The following is an 18,875-nucleotide window of genomic DNA, read 5'->3' on the forward strand; positions in this document are numbered from 1 at the left end:
TAGGGGCTGGGGCGAAAACCCTCTGTCAAACCCCGATATTCATAAAATCCTGATCGGCGAGCAATTCGCGCACCGAAAGCTTGTGCCAGACTTTTCCCTGCGTATCGGCAAAACGCTGCCGCCCCCAGGCCGGCATCGCTGCGTCTTCCGGTTCGACGGTAAAGTCTTCCGGATTCTTCAGACCGAGCATGCGCGAAACGAGCAGCGCGGCATTGACCCCGTGGCGTGCCCCGACCAGAAGTAGCCGGGCGTTGGCATTCTGGACAATCGGTGGACCACCACGAAAGAGCGAAAAGTCGCTGACGGCATGCAGGTTGCCGCGGATATTGGCGATCCCGGCAAACCACGGGCGGGTCATGGGGACCGGCGCCAGTTGTGAGGCCTGAACGATCTCGCCGCCATCCGAAAGGTCGACCAGCCAGGACTCGCCCCCTGCCTCGACGCCAAGCCAGGACGACGATCCCTGCCCCTTGGCTGCATTGGTGAGTCGCGTGGCCAGATATTCCTGGAAGTCGCGAAGGCTTGTTTTCCGTGCCATAGGGGTTAGGGCAGGGCCGCCACGCGTTGCAGCAGTTCTTCGGGATTCAGCGGCTTGACGAGATAGTCAACTGCGCCCTGACGCAAGCCCCAGATCTTGTCCGTTTCCTGCCCCTTCGAGGTGCAGACGATGATCGGGATTTTTTTGGTTTCTTCGTCCCGACTCAAGGTCCGCGTCGCCTGATAGCCGTTCAAGCCGGGCATCACGACATCCATCAGGATGAGGTCAGGCTTGGTGGCCTTGGCCTTGGCAATGCCCTCTTCGCCGTTTTCTGCGGTCGTCACCTGATAGCCGGCCTTGGTCAGCACATCAACGGTAAAAAAACGCTCGGTCGGCGAGTCGTCAACAACCAGAATATTTTTTATAGGCATGTACTCTCCCTCAACTACGAATTGGGCTCTGACTCGGCCGGCAGGGCAAACGTCGCCACCGTCTGGAGCAGGCTATCCTTGGTAAATGGCTTGGTCAGGTACTGGTCGGAGCCGACCATGCGACCGCGCGCCCGATCGAACAGCCCGTCCTTGGACGAAAGCATGATGACCGGCGTGGCCTTGAAGCGCGGATTCTTCTTGATCAGCGAACAGGTCTGGTAGCCGTCGAGGCGCGGCATCATGATGTCGCAAAAGATCACGCTGGGATGATGGTCGGCAATCTTGGCCAGCGCATCGAATCCATCTTCGGCAAGAACAACCTGACACCCGGCCTGGACGAGAAAAATCTCGGCGCTGCGCCGTATCGTGTTGCTATCGTCGATGACCATGACCCTGACGCCGCGCAGTCTGGATAAATCAGCCACTTTCCTTGTCCCCTATCCCTTGTGCCTCTGGCGGAGGCGCTATCGGTATCGGCGCATCATACTACGGAAGTATTACTTCAATGCAATGCCAATAACAGTGTTACAGCTTCCTGATCAGCGCTTCGGTAGCCACGGGATTCGGATAAAATCTCAGCCATCCTAGCCAACTCCGTTCGCTCCCCTCAGAGGGTGCGAAACACCATGACGACCACCGCCGCTGCCCCGCCCCCACCCTGCCCGCCGATGGTGCTGGTATTTTCTGCCAGCGACCCCTCGTCCGGCGCTGGCATGCAGGCCGACATACTGACTCTGGTCAGTCTTGGCTGCCACCCCCTCAGCGCACTGACGGCACTGACCGTGCAGGACACGGTCGGCGTCCAGAGCGTGCACCCGGTCAGCGCCGAAGTCCTTGAACAACAGGCGCGAACGGTGCTCGAGGATATGCCGGTGTTGGCTTTCAAGATCGGCATGCTGGGCAGCGTCGAGAACGTCCTGGCCGTGGCAGAAATCGTTTCCGACTATCCGGAAATCCCGCTCATCTTCGACCCGGTGCTGGCTTCAGGGCGCGGTGACGAGTTGTCGAGCGAGGAAGTCATTTCTGCCATCCGCGAAATGCTGCTGCCGCAGACCACCCTGCTCACGCCCAACGCGCCCGAGGCACGTCGCCTCGCCGAAAGCGACGAAGATGAAGGCGAACCGTCGATAGACGTGTGCGCCCAGCGACTGATCGAGATGGGCGCACAATATGTGCTGATTACCGGCACACATGAAAACACGCCCCAGGTCATCAACACCCTGTACGGGGCCGACGGGGTCATTCGCCGCGATCAATGGGAACGGTTGCCGGGTAGTTATCATGGCTCCGGCTGCACCCTGGCCTCGGCCATTGCCGGCTGCATCGCTGGCGGCGCCAGCGTCGAGGATGCCGTGCGCGATGCTCAGGACTACACCTGGCAGGCCTTGTCCAATGGCTTCCGGGCCGGCATGGGACAGTTCATACCCGACCGCTTTTTCTGGGCGCGCGGCGATGACGAGCAACCGGGAAAAGAAGGCATCAGCGTCGATGCGTCCTGAATTGCGCGGACTTTATGCCATCACGCCGGACATGGCCGATGGCGCACGCCTGCTGGCCGGCGTTGAGGCGGCCCTGGCTGGAGGCTGTCGCATTGTCCAATATCGCGACAAGGTCAGCACCATGCCTGAGTGTGTAGCCCGCGCCCGTGCCCTGCGTGATCTGACCCGCCGCTACGGCGCCAAGCTGCTGATCAACGACGATCTGGCCATGGCCGTTCTGGTCGACGCCGACGGCGTTCACCTCGGCCGGGACGACGGCAATCTCATGGCTGCCCGCGCCCTGCTCGGTCCGACGCGCCTCCTCGGCGCCTCCTGCTACGCCGATTTCGCCGCTGCCCAGGCGGCCGATGCCGCCGGGGTCGATTACGTCGCCTTCGGCGCGGTCTACCCTTCCTCGACCAAACCGCACGCCCCGCTGGCGACGCCAGACCTGTTTTCCCGCGCAGCCACATTGAATGCCTGCAGTTGCGCCATCGGCGGCATCACCCTCGACAACGCACCACCACTTATCGCCGCAGGCTGCGACCTGCTTGCCGTCATCACCGATTTATTCAGCGCCCCCGACATCACGGCACGCGCTGCCGCCTATCAACGTCTTTTCCAGGAAAACCAGCCATGACCTCTCGCAACCAACAATTGTTCGAGCGCGCCCAGCGCCACATTCCCGGCGGCGTCAATTCGCCCGTCCGTGCCTTCCGCTCGGTTGGTGGCACCCCATGTTTCTTCCAGAAGGGCGTCGGCCCGAAAGTGCAGGATGCGGACGGCAAGTGGTACACCGACTATGTCGGCTCGTGGGGTCCGATGATTCTCGGCCACGCCCATCCCGAGGTCATTGCCGCGGTTCAGGCCGCCGTTGTTGATGGCCTGTCGTTTGGTGCGCCGACCGAGAAGGAAGTCGATATCGCCGACCTGCTGTGCGAACTGGTACCGTCGATGGACATGGTCCGCCTTGTTTCCTCGGGCACCGAAGCAACCATGAGCGCCATCCGTCTGGCTCGCGGCCACACCGGGCGCGACCTCCTGATCAAGTTTGAAGGCTGCTATCACGGCCATTCAGACGGCCTGCTGGTCAAGGCCGGCTCCGGCCTGCTCACTTTTGGCAACCCCTCCTCCAGCGGCGTGCCGGCGGGCGTGGCCGAGAACACCATGGTCCTGACCTACAACGATCCGCAGGAACTGGCTGAAGCCTTCGCCAAACATGGAGACAAGATCGCGGCAGTAATCGTCGAACCGGTTGTTGGCAATATGAACCTGATTGCCCCGACGCCCGAATTCCTCAAGGCCATGCGCGACCTGTGCACGCAATACGGCGCCGTGCTGATTTTTGACGAGGTGATGACAGGCTTCCGCGTCGGCCTGAAGAGCGCCCAAGGCCTGTTCGGCATCACCCCCGACCTGTCCACCTTCGGCAAGGTGGTCGGTGGTGGCATGCCGCTGGGCGCCTTTGGCGGCAAGCGCGAAATCATGGAACGAATCGCCCCGCTCGGCCCGGTCTATCAGGCCGGCACCCTGTCCGGCAATCCGATCGCCACGGCCGCCGGCCTGGCTACCCTCAAGCTCGTGCAAGCCCCCAGTTTCTACGAGGCCCTGACGGCCAAGACCAAGGCGCTGTGTGACGGCCTCGTTGCCGCAGCAAAAAAACACGGCGTGGCCTTTGCCGCCCAGAATATCGGCGGCATGTTCGGGCTCTACTTTGCCGAGAAGTGCCCCGGCACCTACGACGACGTATTGGCCTGCGACAAGGAAGCCTTCAACCGCTTTTTCCACGCCATGCTCGAGGCTGGCCATTACTTTGCCCCGTCCGCCTTCGAGGCTGGTTTCGTCTCGGCAGCACACAGCGATGCTGACATCGCGGCGACCGTCGCGGCTGCCGACGCCTACTTCGCCACCCTGAAGTGAACTCTGGCTCGGCCTGGCTGATCCTTTTCATCGCGGGCCTCTGCGAGGTCGGCTGGGCGGTCGGCATGAAATATACCGACGGCTTCAGCCGACTCTGGCCAAGCCTGTGGACGGTGCTCGGCATGGCTGCCAGCGTGATCCTGCTTGGCTGGTCGCTGAAGACGCTGCCGCTGGGCACCGCCTATGCCGTGTGGACCGGCATCGGCGCCGTCGGCACGGCAATTCTCGGCATCTACCTGTTTGATGAGCCCAGCGATGCACTCCGCCTGGCCTGCATCGCCCTGATCGTCGCCGGCATCGTCGGCCTCAAGCTGGTCACGCCTGACATCGATTAAAGCCGCCGATCGGCATATCACGGTAATATTCCCCTAAAAGACGGGGGTAGGCCATGCAGGATGTCTTCAAGAAGCTGTACCAGAGCGGCGATTTCTGGGGCGGTCTGGCCGCCATGCTGGTGGCCCTGCCGGCCGCCATTGCCTTCGGCGTCACCGTCTATTCGGCCATTTCGCCCACCCATGCCGCACTCGGCGCCCTGGCCGGCATCATCGGCGCTACCGTCATTGGCCTCCTTGCTTCGATGCTGGGCGGTACCGACCGCCTGATCAGCGCACCCTGTGCCCCCGCCGCTGCACTGCTCTCAGCCTTTGCCATCGAACTGGTCGGGCAGGGCGTACCGGGTGAGGTCATCATCCTGATGCTGCTGCTCCTTGGCGTTCTGGCCGGTATGTTCCAGATTCTCTTTGGCTTCGTCGGCATCGGCCGCCTGATCAAATACATTCCTTACCCGGTGGTCAGCGGTTACCTGACCGGTGTCGGCTTGATCATCATCGGCAGCCAGCTCGGCAAACTGCTCGGCACGCCAACCGATACGCGCTGGTATGAAGCACTCGTGACCCCTGCGCTGTGGAACTGGCGGGCCGTCTCCGTCGGCCTGGCGACGATGGCCGTCATGTGGGCCGGACCCAGCCTGACCCGCCGCCTGCCCGGCACCATACTTGGCATCACCGCCGGCATCGCCTGCTATTTTGCCCTGGCCAGCCAGGATGAGAGCCTGCTCCAGTTAACCGCCAACAATCTACTGATCGGCCCACTCGGTGCTGATGGTAGTGGCTACATTCGCTCGATCACCTCGCGCTGGCACGAAATCGGCGACCTCCGTCTGGCCCAGGTTGCCGCCCTGCTCGGCAATGCCCTGACCCTGGCCGTACTGCTCTCGATCGACACCCTGAAAACCTGCGTCGTCCTCGATCAGCTGACCCGCTCCCAACACAACCCCAACCGCGAACTGGTCGCCCAGGGCATTGCCAACATGACCTCTTCAGCCGTCGGTGGCATTCCTGGAGCCGGGACGATGGGCGCCACGCTGGTCAACCTGTCGAGCGGCGCCATGACCCGTGCCTCTGGCCTTATCGAGGGTATGTCGGCGCTCGTCTTCGCCCTGTTGCTGAGCAGCTTCATCGCCTGGATTCCCGTCGCCGCACTGGCCGGTATCCTGATCGTCGTCGGCATTCGGATGATCGACCGCGGCCCCTTGCGCTTCGTCCAGTCAGCCGACACTGTCTTCGATTTTGGCGTTGTCGTCAGCGTCGTCGTGGTCGCCCTGACCGTCGGCCTGATCGCCGCCTCGGCGGCTGGCGTAGCGCTGGCCATCATTCTTTTCCTGCGCGAGCAGATCGGTGGCTCAGTCGTCCGCCACAAGTTTTACGTCAACCAGATGTCGTCAAACTGGCACCGCCCCGAGGCCGAAACGCGCATCCTCGAAAAGAAGGGGGATCAGGCGGTCATTTTTGAACTGCAGGGAAGTCTCTTCTTCGGCACGACCCAGCAACTGTACGGCGAACTCGAGCCCGAGCTGAAAAGCCGAAATTTCGTCATCCTCGACATGAAGCGGGTTCAGTCCGTTGATGTCACCGCGGCGCACCTGCTGACCCAGGTCTGCGACTCGCTGGCCGAACGCGGCGCCATGCTTCTGCTCTCCAATGTCCGAGAAAATCTGCCCAACAACCGGAATTTGCGCGAATTTCTTGCCCAGACCGGCGTGACTGAAAACCAGGAAACCGTGCGGCTGTTCAGCGAACTCGATAGTGCCATCGAATGGGTGGAGGATCGCCTGCTCGGTGAGAAGGAAACCGACGCCATTGCGCTGGACGATGCTGTCGCGCCCCCCCTTGAGCTTCACGAAATGGAGTTGTTTACCAATCGCAAGGACGAAACCCTGGCTGATCTTGAGGCGCGACTGGTCAAACGCAGCTACGCCGCCGGCGACGTGGTCTACTCGCACGGCGAACCGGGTGATGAGATCTACCTGATCCGGCGGGGCACAGTAAAAATCTTTGCGCCACTGGGCGGGGGCCGCTCTCGCCATGTCGCCACCTTCGGCCGGGGCGACTTTTTCGGCGGACTGGCCTTTCTCGATGGCCTGCCGCGTGGCAACGATGCGGTTGCCGGCAGCGACACCGAGTTCTTCATCCTGTCACTGGAAGAGTTCAATAACATTTCCGAGGAGCATAAGCGGCTGGCGCTGACCCTGCTCAAGGCACTGGCCCGTTCGCTAGCCCTCCGCCTGCGTCACGCCGATAACGAAAATGCGATGCTGCAGGAATATTAAGGGCTGGTTACCCGCCTAAGGCAGGGGTAGAGCCGAGTCGCGCCTATTTGGCGGATGACGCCGACACCGTCAGGGCGCGCGCCTCTTCCAGCTTTTTCCTGGCTTCGCGTTGCTCGGCCTGACGCAAGGCCAGATACGTCAGCCAGCCGACAACGCCCATACCAACGGTAAACCCGCCGTAGGCAAGGGGCCACGGAATACCCGAGGTCATCATCGAAAATTCCGACATGCCACCGATGCCGGCGACGATGTTGATCGGCATGAAGATGATCGACAGCTTGGTCAGTTTCGACACGCGCTGGTTCTGGTTGATGTTGATGAAGCCGACGACGGCATCCATCAGGAAGTTGATCTTGCCGAACAGGAAAGAGGTATGACCATCGAGCGACTCGATGTCGCGCATGATCTGCCGTGAATCCTCGAGCTGTGCTGGCGACAGGAACTTGCCGCGCATCAGGAAGGAGACAGCGCGCCGGGTGTCCAGCACGTTGCGCCGAATGCGTCCGTTCAAGTCTTCCTGCCAGGCAATGTCGGCCAGGATGTTACCCGCCTCATCGTCGGTCACCTTGGTGTTCAACACCTTCTTGCCGACCGATTCCAGTTCGGCATAGACGTCTTCGAGACGATCCGCCGAATATTCCGCATCGGCGGCGTAAAGGTCGAGCAGCACGTCGGTGCCGTCATTGACGTAACCGGGCTTGGTGCGGGCGCGCAAACGCTGCAGGCGGAAAACCGGCAACTCTTCGGTACGCACCGAGAAGAGGATGTCCTTGTGCAGGATGAAGGCCACCGCCACGTTGCGCGATTCATCTTCGAGATCGAGCAGGAAGTCGGAGTGCAGATGAACTTCGCCGTTATCTTCAATATAGAAGCGGGCACTGGCCTCAAGGTCGGTGAGGTCTTCCGGATCGGGAATTTCCAGATCGAAATACTTGCCCACCCATTCACGAACACGCGGCGTCGGGGCCACCAGGTCGACCCAGATCGGAGTGATGTTAGCCAGTTGCGCCGGGCGTTCGACAGTGATCTGGCGCAAGCGGCCATTGTGCAATTCGAAGGCATTGACCATCACCTTGGTGCTGGTGTGATGGGCGTCACCAAGGAGGTCTTCGCAGATTTCCTCGGAGAGCAATTCCATGATGGAATCGATCCGCTCCTCGGCAATTTCCTTCCAGGCAACGAGCCGGTCTTCTTCCGGCAGGGCGCTGAGGATGAGCGCCACGGTAACCGTCGGCAAACGCGCAAACAGATGGCGCAACTCAACGATATGCTGCCGCTGCACGAGACTTTCTACAACATCGTGGCGACCCGAATCCTGGCGTCGGGAAACTTCTTCGACCAGCTTGTGCTTGGCCAGGAGGTTCTGCACCTCGGCCAGGTCATCCTTGACGGTGTCAGCTTCGGTCAGGTTGGGTTGTTCGCTCATGATGCATCATGGTGCAGTGCGCAATAGGTGCGACATTCTAGCACCGCAATCGGGCAGGCCCATCCTCAATCAGGGAATCTCCGCACTCGACATTCGACCGATGATGATGGCCGTCTTTCTCGCCAAACCCGGCGCATTCCGGTTCCGGTCATATAGCCGTGGATTGGGCACCATGCCGGCCAGCCGTGCGGCCTGCTCCGGGCCGATCTGGGCAGCACTGATGCTGTAATAGTGGCGTGCCGCTGCTTCAGCCCCGAAAACGCCATTACCCCACTCGATGACATTGAGGTACACCTCGAAAATCCGCCGCTTGCTCCACAGGTTTTCGAGCATCAGGGTAATGATCGCCTCTTCGGCCTTGCGGAAATACGACTTGCTCGGCGTCAGGAAAAGATTCTTCGCCAGTTGCTGGCTGATGGTCGAGCCACCGGCCGCATAGCGGCCTTTTTTCTGGTTCTTTTCCATGGCTTTCTGGATTCCTTCCCAGTCAAAGCCTTCATGATCGACGAACTTGGCATCCTCAGCCGCGATGATGGCGCGTTTCAAGTGAACCGAAATCCGCTCGTAGGGCACCCATTGCTGCTTGAGTTGGGCATCAGGTACCTTCTGACGCAATTCGGCCAGCCGAATCTGCATGAAACGGGTTTCACCGGGATTCACCCACCCCCAGAGCAACACCCAACCAAGCAACCATAACTGCCAGAGCAGAAACAGACCGACCAGGCCGAGCAACCCCCACTTGAGCCAGCGACCAACCGTCCTCATTGCCCGAGTTTGGTTCTCAGGTCAGCCAGCACCGGGGCAGCCTCCGGACGAACGCCACGCCAGACGAGAAAGGCTTCGGCCGCCTGCTCGACCAGCATCCCGAGACCGTCAGCGCGCTGCGCTGCACCCTGCTCCCTCGCTACGGCCAGAAAGGCGGTTTCCCCTTTGCCATACATCATGTCGTAGGCGAGACTGCCTGGCGCAAAGATCCCTTGCGGCAAGTTCAGACTTTCGCCGGAAAGACTGGCCGACGTAGCATTAATCACCACATCGAAACTCTTGCCAGCAATATCGGCGAAGTTACCTGCATCAACGGGCGCCACATCGGCAAACGCCTCTGCCAGCCCCACCGCTTTACCGGCACTGCGGTTGGCGATAAACAACGACGCCGGATTTTCCGCCAGCAAGGGCGCGATAACGCCCCGCGAGGCACCGCCAGCACCGAGCAACAGGATGCGCTTGCCGGACAGCGAATAGCCAAGGTTGTGGGTGATGTCACGCACCATGCCGGCACCATCGGTATTGTCACCGAAGATTTCACCGCCTCTGAAGGCTAGCGTATTGACTGCGCCAGCCCTGGCTGCCCGCTCGGACAACCGGGTCGCCAGGCGAAAGGCCTCTTCTTTGAAGGGCACGGTGACATTCGCCCCCTTGCCACCGTCTGCAACAAAATCGGCGACCGCTTGCCGAAAGCCATCGACCGGCGCCAGGCGAGCTTCATAGCGCATGTCCTGACCACTACCTGTAGAAAAGGCGGCATGAATGGCCGGTGATTTCGAATGGGCAATCGGATTGCCAAAGACACAATACAGATCGCTCATTTGTTCGCCGTATTCAGGGCGTCACCCTGAGTGAAGTACCAGGTGCGGGCAAAGGAAAGCACGGTTGCCCCACCCAATGCCTGCTGTGGGATTGCCCCAAAGGGTGCCGACATCCTCAGGATGCGCAGTGCCGCCTGATCAAGCACCTTGTGCCCCGATGACTTCGAGATTTCGGCACTGTACAGGCTGCCATCCTCGGCGCGCAGTTCAACAAAGATGACGACCGCGCCATAGAGCTTGCCACGCGCCTCGGGCGGATAGTTGAGCGTACCGATCCGCTCGATTTTCTGCTTCCAGGCATCGAGGTAGGCGGCCAGCCCGTATTCCTCGGTGCGTGCCCCGACAAATTTCTTGCGTGGGCGTTTGTTGTATTCGTCGGCCGTCTTGCTGATCTCGCCCTCCAGACGGGCCATCGCCCGCGCCGACTCGGCAAGGTCAAGGCCGCTGATGGCAGTCACCGCCGGCACGGGCTGCTCTGCTGCTGTATTGGCGGCAGCCACGGTACGCAAACTTTTGGCCTGGGTGAGCAGACGCTGCTGGGCCGTTTCCATTTCCTGCACCCGGCGCTGCATCTGCTGAACGGCATCGCCATCATTTTTTTGCGGTGTCGGCGGAAGCGGTGTCTTGGCCCGCCGGTTTTCATCCGTATTGCCGCCGCCATCGAGGTTGGCCTGAGCCAATGCCTGGGCCTCACTTGGCTTATGTGCCGATTTGGCATTAACCAGGATGATGTCCATGGCCTTTTCGCGAAAAGCCTTCGACGCGTCGGGGAACTTGAAATTCAGACCCAGAACCACCCCGTGAACAAACACGGAAAGGCCCAAGGCCAACCACAGGCGGCGATCCTGCTTCGCCGCTTGCGACAGGCGCGGGTCAGTCCGCTTGCTCACTGCTCATCCTCCTCCACCACCACAACCGGGATATTTTCTCCCAGCAGGCAGAGGAATCGACAGCTCACTTCCGGCGCCAGCAGGTCGAGGCTTTCGACCGTCAGGCTGACGCGCTGCCCGGCAACCAGATCGGCCGGCAGCGATGGCACACGCAAGAGCAAGGGCAGGTGATCGAGTTTGACACTCTGCTCACGGCGCACGGTCGCGTCGATTTCACTCAGCCCTCGTTGCTGTATCCAGCGCAGGCACCAGTAACGCTCCATCTGGCGCTGGAAATCGGCGTAAGCGGCATAAGTCAGCTCAAAGTCGCGCATGGCACCGAACAGTTCCGCCGACTTCTGCGCAAAAGCCGGCGTTTCACCCTTCAGACAGGCGATCAGCTGCCACTGATTGACCATGTCGCAGTAGCGACGCAACGGCGAGGTCATCCACGCGTACTGCGGCACACCGAGGCCTTCATGCGGCAGTGGCGAGGTCGTCATGCGGACCTTGCCCTGCGTCTGCGCCCGGTACAGACAGGCGATGTTGTTTTCGGCGAGCAGGCCACCCCAGGTCGAGTTGGCGACGATCATCAGTTCGGCCACCAGCTTGTCGAGCGGGCTACCCCGCTTGCGCTCGGAAATACCGACGGTGCAACTGTCCGGATCGGCCAGATCACCGGCGATCTCGAAGTTGTAGTCGTTGATGCCCTGCATGGCTGATGGCTTGCCGCGTCGGCCTTCGCAGGCATTGGCGAAATGCCAGAGGTGGACCAGTTCGTCCTTGAACGGCTGGTCAGGCAAGGGACCATTGATTGTTTCGGCGTTGAACCATGGCTCGATTTCATGGTGGCGCAGGTTGGCGGCGATATGCACCATCTCCAGCCGCGACTCATGGCTGAGAATCTCCAGCGAGTCATTGACCGTCAGGTAGAGTGACACCGCCGGGCAGTCCGTACCACCGGCCAGCGTGTAGTTCTGGACCACGGCATCCGGCAACATGGTGATCTTGTTGCCGGGCATGTAGACGGTGGACAAGCGGGCGCGGGCAATGCCGTCGAGCGGCGAACCATGTTCGATGGCCAGTCCCGGTGCGGCGATGTGGATGCCGATGCGCGAACCGATGCCGGGCAGCCTGACGACCGACAGAGCATCATCAATCTCAGTGGTGTTGGCATCGTCAATCGAGAAGGCACGGACATCGGCGCGCGGCAGGTCACGCGGCAGGGTCGGAGCATCCAGGGCAGGGAAGCCCGTGCCCTTGGGAAACTGCTCGTGCAGGAAACGGCGGTAATGCAGGAAGTAGGGCGACTTGATGGCGCCACACTTGAACAGCAACTGCGCTGCCGTCAGGCCGGTTTCGGCGCAGGCCGTTTCGAAAGCCTTGGTTTCCGGTTTGTTGCGGTCCGGCGCGTAGAGCAGGGCGTCGGTCAGCGCGCCGATTTCCGGCGGCAGACGAAATTCCTTCAGCTCGCCAATCCAGCCTTCCATCGCGAGCGCTTGCTGACGCTTTTTTTCAAGACTGGCCAGAGCAGCTGCGAGAATGTCGGGAGGCGCCTTGCGGAAGCGGCCCTTGCCTTTGCGGTGGAAATAGACGGGCGCGGCGTGCACGGCAAGCAGCACCGCCGCCGCTTCAACCGGGGCCGGCTCGTGTCCGTAGTAATCACGGGCAAAATCCAGAAACGAAAATTCGCCATCGTTCACGCACTCCCACAGGAAATCCGGTTCGATTTCTTCGGCCAGCGGCGTCGCCTGCTCAAGCAGCGCCGAGGCGGAAGGTTTTTCAAAGCGCAGCAACACCGTTGCGGCCTTGATCTTGCTGCGCTTGCCGCTCGGCATTTCGACCTGCAACGAGCTATCGTTGTCAGCCATGATGCTGCCGGCCTTGAAGCCGCCATCTTCTTCAAACAATACGTTCATCGACGGATTATAGCCCAGCGAATTCAATGATTTGCGGGATGAAGCCGGGAAATTGCGTGAACCCGTGATCGCCGCCCGCCACGACTGTTTGCCGACAGCCGGCGTAAAAATCGACGGCGTGCCGGTAATCCAGCACCTCGTCACCCGTTTCGGCCAACAGCCAGTAAAGCGCCGGCGTCGGCTGGCGCACCTGTGCCCGCAATTGTGCGGCATGGGCTTCGGTAAAGGTAAAACGTTCGCCACTATGAAAATTGGCATGGTCGCCGACGAACCTTGCCAGATCGAGGTGAGCCACTGTCGCCGGATTGATCAGCACCGCCTTCACGCCGTACTTCTCGGTCAGATGGTTGGCGTAGTGCCCCCCCAAGGACGAGCCGATCAGGGTGACCGGCCCGCTGGCCTGTTCGATCAGGCGGCTGATGCTGGCCACAGCCTCATCAGGCACCGGCGACAACGGCGGGCAGATAAACTGCGCCGCCATGCCACGCAGGGCCATTTCTTCGGCCAACAATTGCGACTTCCACGCTGCCGGCGAGGAACAGAAGCCGTGCAGATAAATGACCAGCGGTTTGTTTAGCTGGCAGTCCATTGCACCCAGCCAAATTGGGCCGTCAGCAGAACGACGATGCCGAAAACGATGCGATACCACGCAAAGGGCGTGAAATCATGGCTGGAAATGAAACGCAACAGCCAGCGCACACAAAGGAAGGCGGAGACAAAAGCCGAGAGGAAGCCGACCACCCACATGCCGATATCGTCGGCATTGAGCAGGGCACGTTCCTTGTACAACTGATACACCGTCGCCACGCTCAGGGTCGGAATGGCGAGGAAGAACGAAAACTCTGTCGCCGCCTTGCGCGACAGACCAAAGAGCAGGCCGCCAATGATCGTCGCACCCGAACGCGAAGTACCGGGAATCAGGGCAAAAGCCTGGGCAATACCCATCTTGAGGGAATCGACGAGGCTCATTTCCTCGACCGTCTCGATACGAATCTTGTGCTCGCGCTTTTCCGCCCACAGGATGACAAAAGCGCCGAGGATGAAGGTGGTTGCCACGGCATAGGGGTTGAACAGATGGGCCTTGATCGCCTTACCGAACGCCAAACCAAGAATGGCCAAAGGCAGAAATGCGACGAACAGGTTGAGTATGAATTTCTGCGCCGCCCTGTCGCTGAACGCACCACGCGCCACCACCAACAGGCGTTGGCGATATTCCCAGACAACGGCCAGAATAGCCCCAGACTGGATGACAATTTCAAACAACTTGCCGCGATCATCGTTGAAATCCAGGAGATCGCCAGCCAAAATCAAATGCCCCGTCGACGAGATCGGCAGGAATTCAGTCAGCCCCTCGACGATACCGAGGATGAGTGCCTTGAGGAGAAGAATCGGGTCCATGGGGTGCGGCCTGTGCATTGAGCAAGTGGGAGAGGCCGCATTCTACTATCCCGGATGTGTCAGCACTTCGAGTTCGGCCAGCCAATGCAGCGCATGCTCCCGAGTTTCGCCGCACATTTCCACCGAAGCCTGCAGGCCGCTACAGCAGGACGGCCGTTCCGGCTGACCGAAAATCCGGCAGCGCAGTGCCGCATCGAGATGCCGACACGGCTCACCGGCCGGCTTGTTGAGCGAACTGATCGAGGGCGCGATACAACAGGAACCACAGCCGGAGCGGCATGCCATCGGTGCGGTGAGCTGGTATTCAGACATGCGTCATTGTCGCACCAACATGAAAAAAGGCGGCTGATTAAGCCGCCTTCCTTGGTCGAAAACCAATCGGCCGTACTCAGACTTTGCTGTACACCTCAGCGCCCGCCTTCACGAACTCCACCGACTTGACCTCCATCCCCTTGGCCAAGGCGGCCGCCTCATCGACGCCCTGTTGTGCGGCGAATTCGCGCACTTCCTGGGTGATCTTCATCGAGCAGAAATGCGGCCCGCACATAGAGCAGAAATGGGCGACCTTGGCCGATTCCTTGGGCAGGGTTTCGTCGTGGAAGGACTTTGCCTTGTCGGGATCGAGGCCGAGGTTGAACTGGTCGTCCCAGCGGAATTCGAAACGGGCCTTGGACAGCGCATTGTCGCGAATCTGCGCGCCGGGGTGGCCCTTGGCGAGGTCGGCGGCGTGGGCGGCGAGCTTGTAGGTGATGATGCCTTCCTTGACGTCGTCCTTGTCGGGCAGGCCGAGGTGCTCCTTGGGCGTGACGTAGCAGAGCATGGCCGTGCCGTACCAGCCAATCATCGCGGCGCCGATGCCGCTGGTGATATGGTCGTAGCCTGGGGCGATGTCGGTAGTCAGCGGGCCAAGGGTGTAGAACGGGGCTTCAGCGCAGTATTCGAGCTGCAGGTCCATGTTCTCTTTGATCATGTGCATGGGCACGTGACCGGGGCCTTCGATCATGACTTGGACGTCGTGCTTCCAGGCGACCTGGGTCAGTTCGCCCAGGGTCTTGAGTTCGCCGAGCTGGGCTTCGTCATTGGCATCGTAGATGGAGCCGGGACGCAGGCCGTCGCCGAGGCTGAAGGCGACGTCGTAGGCCTTCATGATTTCGCAGATTTCCTCGAAGTGGGTGTAGAGGAAACTTTCCTTGTGGTGGGCCAGACACCATTTCGCCATGATCGAGCCACCGCGGCTGACGATGCCGGTCATCCGGTTGGCGGTGAGCGGCACATAGCGGAGCAGCACGCCGGCGTGGATGGTGAAGTAGTCGACGCCTTGTTCGGCCTGTTCGATCAGGGTGTCGCGGAAGATTTCCCAGGTCAGGTCTTCGGCCTTGCCGTTAACCTTTTCCAGTGCCTGATAGATGGGCACGGTGCCGATGGCGACCGGGCTGTTGCGGATGATCCATTCACGCGTTTCGTGGATGTTCTTGCCGGTGGACAGGTCCATCACGGTGTCGCCACCCCAGCGGATCGACCAGGTCATTTTTTCGACTTCTTCCTGGATCGAGGAGCCGAGCGCCGAGTTGCCGATATTGGCGTTGATCTTGGTCAGGAAGTTGCGGCCGATGATCATCGGCTCGCTTTCCGGGTGGTTGATGTTGTTGGGAATGATGGCGCGGCCGCGGGCGATTTCGCTGCGCACGAATTCGGGAGTAATTTCGTCGGGAATGCTGGCACCAAAGTTTTCCCCCTTGTGCTGGCGACCAAGCAGGGCAGCCATCTTCTCGCCCATCTTGCCGGTGGCGCGCAGGGATTCGATATAGGCGCGGCGATTGTTGTTTTCGCGGATGGCAACATATTCCATCTCCGGCGTGATGATGCCGCGCCGGGCATAGTGCATCTGCGAGACGTTGTGGCCAGCCTTGGCACGTAGCGGTTTGCGCTGCAGGCCGGGGAAACGCAGCTCGTCGAGGGCTTTGTCATCGGCGCGCTTCTGGCCGAATTTCGAAGTCAGGCCGGAAAGCTCCTCAACGTCACCACGCTCGGCGATCCATTGGGCACGCAGGGCAGGCAGGCCGGAACGGATATCAATTTTGGCGGCCGGATCGGAGTAGGGGCCAGAACAGTCATAGACAAAGATCGGGGGGTTCTTTTCGCCACCAAAGGCAGTCGGCGTATCGGCCTGCGAGATTTCCCGCATCGGCACGCGAATATCGGGTCGCGAACCCTCTATATAAATCTTGCGGGAATTCGGCAGCGGCTTGACTGCGGCCTCGTCGACGTGGGCATTGGCGGCGAGAAACTGTTCGGTGGCGTTCATGGTTCTTCCTTGCGTGGGTGCAGCGGGTATGACGGGCAAGGAGCGATGTGGTTCCACAACAGTGGAATTCGTTTCCCTACGACGGCATGACCCGGTCAGGTTCGAAGGGTTTTTCTCAGCCCGAACATAGCCGGGCACCCCTAACGAGAGGCTGCAAGTTACTGGAAATACAGGCAAAATGCAAGGAATGACAAAACGCGCTCAAGATTTCTAGAAATTGGCCGAAATATCGTCGACAAGCGTCGGAATTCAAAAAGAAAAGAGGGAAGCAAGATGCGCCTACTGATGATCGCCAGCCTGCTGGCTGCCCTGCCTTGGACGGCTGCCGCCGCCCCCACCTGGCAAACCATTTCATCCGAGCCGGGAAAACGCATCGAACTTGACCGCACCAGCCTGAAGCGCGACGGTGCCAGCGTTCAGGCCCAGGGGCGGGTCGTGCTCGAGCGCGAATTGATCGACGGGAAGTCCGGTTCCGGCTATCGCGTCATTGAGGCGATCACCCGGTATGACTGCACCACCCGCAGCGCCAACACGATCAAGCGAATTTTCAAAAAGAATGAAACCGATGTCATCCGCGAAGAAGACATCAAAGGCAGCGATCTCCCTGTCAGGACTGGCACGCTCGACGACAAGGTGCTGAGGGAAGTCTGCCGGCCGCCCAAGGAAGGCGTCACCGAAGTCGCACAGAAAGCCAACGAAGCGGCGGCCCAGCTGAAGGCGGCCAACGAGGCGATGCTCAAGAAAGAAATGGCCAAGCCAGAAAAACCGGAAATGCTCAAGGCTGCCGATGCTGGCCATGGCAAAGCCGAAGCCCCCGCCAAAGAGGCCGAACACGGCAGCATCCCGTCGATCCGGCCGAACCTCAAGGCGGCCATGGAAAGCGCCAAGGAAAGCGCACCGCCGCCCGCCCCACCGGCCAAGGAAGCGGCCCCGGTCAAGTCGTCGACTGTTGTCGTCCATACCAACTCGCACGCCCCCAGCCCGAAACCGAAAAAGGCGCCCCGCCCGGAAGGCTACATGCTTGAGGTGGCTCACGCCGAACCTGCCATGCAGCATGCGCACATTCATTGGGATTACGAAGGTGCCGGCGGACCGGAAAACTGGGCCAAACTCGATGAGAAGAACAAGGCTTGCGCCATCGGCCAACGCCAGTCGCCGATCGATATCAAGGATGGTATCAAGGTCGATCTTGAGGCGATCAAGTTCAATTACCGCCCGTCGACCTTCCGTATCGTGGACAACGGCCACACCATTCAGGCCGAAGTCGGCGACAGCTCAATTTCGCTGACCGGCAAGACCTACGAACTGATCCAGTTCCATTTCCATCGCCCGTCGGAAGAGAAGGTCAATGGCCAGCGTTTCGACATGGTCGCCCATCTTGTACACAAGGCCGACGACGGGCAACTTGCGGTGGTTGCCGTGTTGCTCGAACGCGGCACCGAAAACGCGTTCATCCAGACACTGTGGAACAACATGCCCCTGGAAAAGAACCAGCCAGTGGCGCCGCCCAGCACCACGATCGACATCAACACCCTGCTGCCGGCTTCCCGCAATTACTACACCTACGTTGGCTCACTGACCACGCCGCCTTGCTCGGAAGGCGTTCTGTGGCTGGTCATGAAGCAGCCGGTGCAGGTTTCCCAGGATCAGATCAACATCTTCAGCCGGCTTTACAGGAACAACGCCCGGCCGATCCAGCCAGCCAGCGGTCGCCTGATCAAGGAAGGTCGTTGACCGCCTGACGGAGACGATGGTAACTTAATGACCAATAAGTCATTAAGTTACCATGCCGACGCCACCCATCCCTCGCAAACGCCGCAAGGAAGCTCGCCCAGCCGAGCTTCTTGAAGCCGCGCTCGGCCTCTTTGTGGAAAAAGGCTTCGCCGCCACGCGGCTGGAAGACGTTGCAGCTCGGGCCGGCGTTTCAAAAGGAACCCTCTACCTTTATTTCGATAACAAGGATGCCCTGTTCAAGGCCGTGATTCAGGAAGGGATTGTCCCTGTCCTCGCAGAAAACGAAGCACTTGCAGCCAAACACATCGGCTGCAGTTTCGAGTTGCTGGAAATTCTCCTCCGCAACTGGTGGACAAAGATCGGACTGACCGCTTATGCCGGCCTGATCAAACTAATGGTGGCTGAAGCACGCAACTTCCCTGAGCTGGCCGCCTACTATTACGAAAATGTCATCAGCCGAGGCCGCGCGCTGGTTGGCAGTGCCTTGCGAGGCGGCATGGCGAGCGGCGAATTCCGTGAGATGGATGTCGAAACGACGGTTGATGTCGTCATCGCGCCAATTCTTATGCTGCTAATCTGGCGTTATTCAATGAATTGCTGCCAGAACAGCGAGAATGATCCGCAGCGATATTTGCAGATCCACATGGACCTTCTGAAGCAGGGTTTGCGCAAGCCGGAAAAAGAGACTCAGGTATAATTTTAATTTGTCGGAATCAATATATT

General features: G+C 60.3%; 19 protein-coding genes and 1 riboswitch. Of the genes, 7 read left to right on the forward strand and 12 right to left on the reverse strand.

Features of this window, described 5'->3' with window-relative positions; genetic code table 11:
- Positions 1–25: 25 nt before the first annotated feature.
- From HYN24_RS14575 to HYN24_RS14585, 3 genes are read right to left on the reverse strand one after another with little or no spacing between them, the layout of a single operon-like run.
- Positions 26–538: a chemotaxis protein CheW gene (locus HYN24_RS14575; protein ID WP_117609933.1), complete on the reverse strand. Its 513-nt coding sequence runs from the start codon at positions 536–538 to the stop codon at positions 26–28.
- 5 nt (positions 539–543) lie between these two features.
- Positions 544–909, reverse strand: a complete 366-nt coding sequence (locus HYN24_RS14580; RefSeq protein WP_117609934.1) for a PleD family two-component system response regulator — start codon at positions 907–909, stop codon at positions 544–546.
- 14 nt (positions 910–923) lie between these two features.
- Positions 924–1,298 carry a PleD family two-component system response regulator gene (locus HYN24_RS14585; protein ID WP_117609935.1) on the reverse strand — a complete coding sequence of 125 codons (375 nt, stop codon included), beginning with the start codon at positions 1,296–1,298 and terminating at the stop codon, positions 924–926.
- A gap of 237 nt (positions 1,299–1,535) precedes the next feature.
- On the opposite strand from HYN24_RS14585, the gene HYN24_RS14590 reads away from it, so the two are divergent.
- From HYN24_RS14590 to HYN24_RS14610, 5 genes are read left to right on the forward strand one after another with little or no spacing between them, the layout of a single operon-like run.
- Positions 1,536–2,408: a hydroxymethylpyrimidine/phosphomethylpyrimidine kinase gene (locus HYN24_RS14590; RefSeq protein ID WP_117609936.1), complete on the forward strand. Its 873-nt coding sequence runs from the start codon at positions 1,536–1,538 to the stop codon at positions 2,406–2,408.
- The gene (thiE, locus tag HYN24_RS14595; RefSeq protein WP_117609937.1) at positions 2,398–3,027 is read left to right on the forward strand and encodes a thiamine phosphate synthase; all 630 of its coding nucleotides are present in this window, start codon (positions 2,398–2,400) and stop codon (positions 3,025–3,027) included. Before HYN24_RS14590 ends, thiE begins: the two co-directional genes overlap by 11 nt.
- Complete coding sequence (gene hemL / locus HYN24_RS14600; RefSeq protein ID WP_117609938.1) at positions 3,024–4,307, forward strand: glutamate-1-semialdehyde 2,1-aminomutase; 1,284 nt, start codon at positions 3,024–3,026, stop codon at positions 4,305–4,307. Before thiE ends, hemL begins: the two co-directional genes overlap by 4 nt.
- The gene (gene sugE / locus HYN24_RS14605) at positions 4,304–4,642 is read left to right on the forward strand and encodes a quaternary ammonium compound efflux SMR transporter SugE (protein WP_117609939.1); all 339 of its coding nucleotides are present in this window, start codon (positions 4,304–4,306) and stop codon (positions 4,640–4,642) included. Before hemL ends, sugE begins: the two co-directional genes overlap by 4 nt.
- Positions 4,643–4,695: 53 nt before the next feature.
- A complete protein-coding gene (locus HYN24_RS14610) occupies positions 4,696–6,915 on the forward strand; it encodes an SLC26A/SulP transporter family protein (protein WP_117609940.1) in 2,220 nt (739 codons plus the stop codon).
- Positions 6,916–6,958: 43 nt separating this feature from the next.
- On the opposite strand, the gene HYN24_RS14615 is transcribed toward HYN24_RS14610, so the two are convergent.
- The 9 genes from HYN24_RS14615 to thiC all read right to left on the reverse strand — a co-directional run bounded on the left by HYN24_RS14615 (position 6,959) and on the right by thiC (position 16,418).
- Positions 6,959–8,341, reverse strand: coding sequence for a magnesium and cobalt transport protein CorA (locus tag HYN24_RS14615; RefSeq protein WP_117609941.1), 1,383 nt, complete (start codon positions 8,339–8,341; stop codon positions 6,959–6,961).
- Between the two features lie 69 nt (positions 8,342–8,410).
- Positions 8,411–9,106: a monofunctional biosynthetic peptidoglycan transglycosylase gene (gene mtgA / locus HYN24_RS14620; RefSeq protein ID WP_117609942.1), complete on the reverse strand. Its 696-nt coding sequence runs from the start codon at positions 9,104–9,106 to the stop codon at positions 8,411–8,413.
- Positions 9,103–9,927: a shikimate dehydrogenase gene (gene aroE, locus HYN24_RS14625; RefSeq protein WP_117609943.1), complete on the reverse strand. Its 825-nt coding sequence runs from the start codon at positions 9,925–9,927 to the stop codon at positions 9,103–9,105. Before aroE ends, mtgA begins: the two co-directional genes overlap by 4 nt.
- Positions 9,924–10,817 carry an energy transducer TonB gene (locus tag HYN24_RS14630; protein WP_205421401.1) on the reverse strand — a complete coding sequence of 298 codons (894 nt, stop codon included), beginning with the start codon at positions 10,815–10,817 and terminating at the stop codon, positions 9,924–9,926. Before HYN24_RS14630 ends, aroE begins: the two co-directional genes overlap by 4 nt.
- Complete coding sequence (locus HYN24_RS14635) at positions 10,814–12,715, reverse strand: ribonuclease catalytic domain-containing protein (protein WP_117609944.1); 1,902 nt, start codon at positions 12,713–12,715, stop codon at positions 10,814–10,816. The genes HYN24_RS14630 and HYN24_RS14635 overlap by 4 nt, the downstream gene beginning before the upstream one ends.
- 7 nt (positions 12,716–12,722) lie before the next feature.
- Complete coding sequence (locus HYN24_RS14640) at positions 12,723–13,304, reverse strand: YqiA/YcfP family alpha/beta fold hydrolase (protein WP_240327685.1); 582 nt, start codon at positions 13,302–13,304, stop codon at positions 12,723–12,725.
- Entirely contained in the window at positions 13,289–14,113 is an 825-nt protein-coding gene (locus tag HYN24_RS14645) for an undecaprenyl-diphosphate phosphatase (protein WP_117609945.1), read from the reverse strand. Before HYN24_RS14645 ends, HYN24_RS14640 begins: the two co-directional genes overlap by 16 nt.
- 45 nt (positions 14,114–14,158) lie before the next feature.
- A complete protein-coding gene (locus HYN24_RS14650) occupies positions 14,159–14,425 on the reverse strand; it encodes a YkgJ family cysteine cluster protein (RefSeq protein WP_371413214.1) in 267 nt (88 codons plus the stop codon).
- A gap of 76 nt (positions 14,426–14,501) precedes the next feature.
- The gene (gene thiC / locus HYN24_RS14655) at positions 14,502–16,418 is read right to left on the reverse strand and encodes a phosphomethylpyrimidine synthase ThiC (RefSeq protein ID WP_117609946.1); all 1,917 of its coding nucleotides are present in this window, start codon (positions 16,416–16,418) and stop codon (positions 14,502–14,504) included.
- Between the two features lie 56 nt (positions 16,419–16,474).
- A riboswitch (TPP riboswitch) is annotated at positions 16,475–16,570 on the reverse strand.
- Between the two features lie 121 nt (positions 16,571–16,691).
- On the opposite strand from thiC, the gene HYN24_RS14660 reads away from it, so the two are divergent.
- Both HYN24_RS14660 and HYN24_RS14665 read left to right on the forward strand, forming a co-directional pair.
- Positions 16,692–18,152, forward strand: a complete 1,461-nt coding sequence (locus tag HYN24_RS14660) for a carbonic anhydrase (RefSeq protein WP_117609947.1) — start codon at positions 16,692–16,694, stop codon at positions 18,150–18,152.
- A 52-nt stretch (positions 18,153–18,204) separates the two neighbouring features.
- Entirely contained in the window at positions 18,205–18,849 is a 645-nt protein-coding gene (locus HYN24_RS14665; protein ID WP_117609948.1) for a TetR/AcrR family transcriptional regulator, read from the forward strand.
- Positions 18,850–18,875 lie beyond the last annotated feature (26 nt).

The organism is Dechloromonas sp. HYN0024 (assembly GCF_003441615.1).
In the GTDB taxonomy this organism is placed as follows: domain Bacteria; phylum Pseudomonadota; class Gammaproteobacteria; order Burkholderiales; family Rhodocyclaceae; genus Azonexus.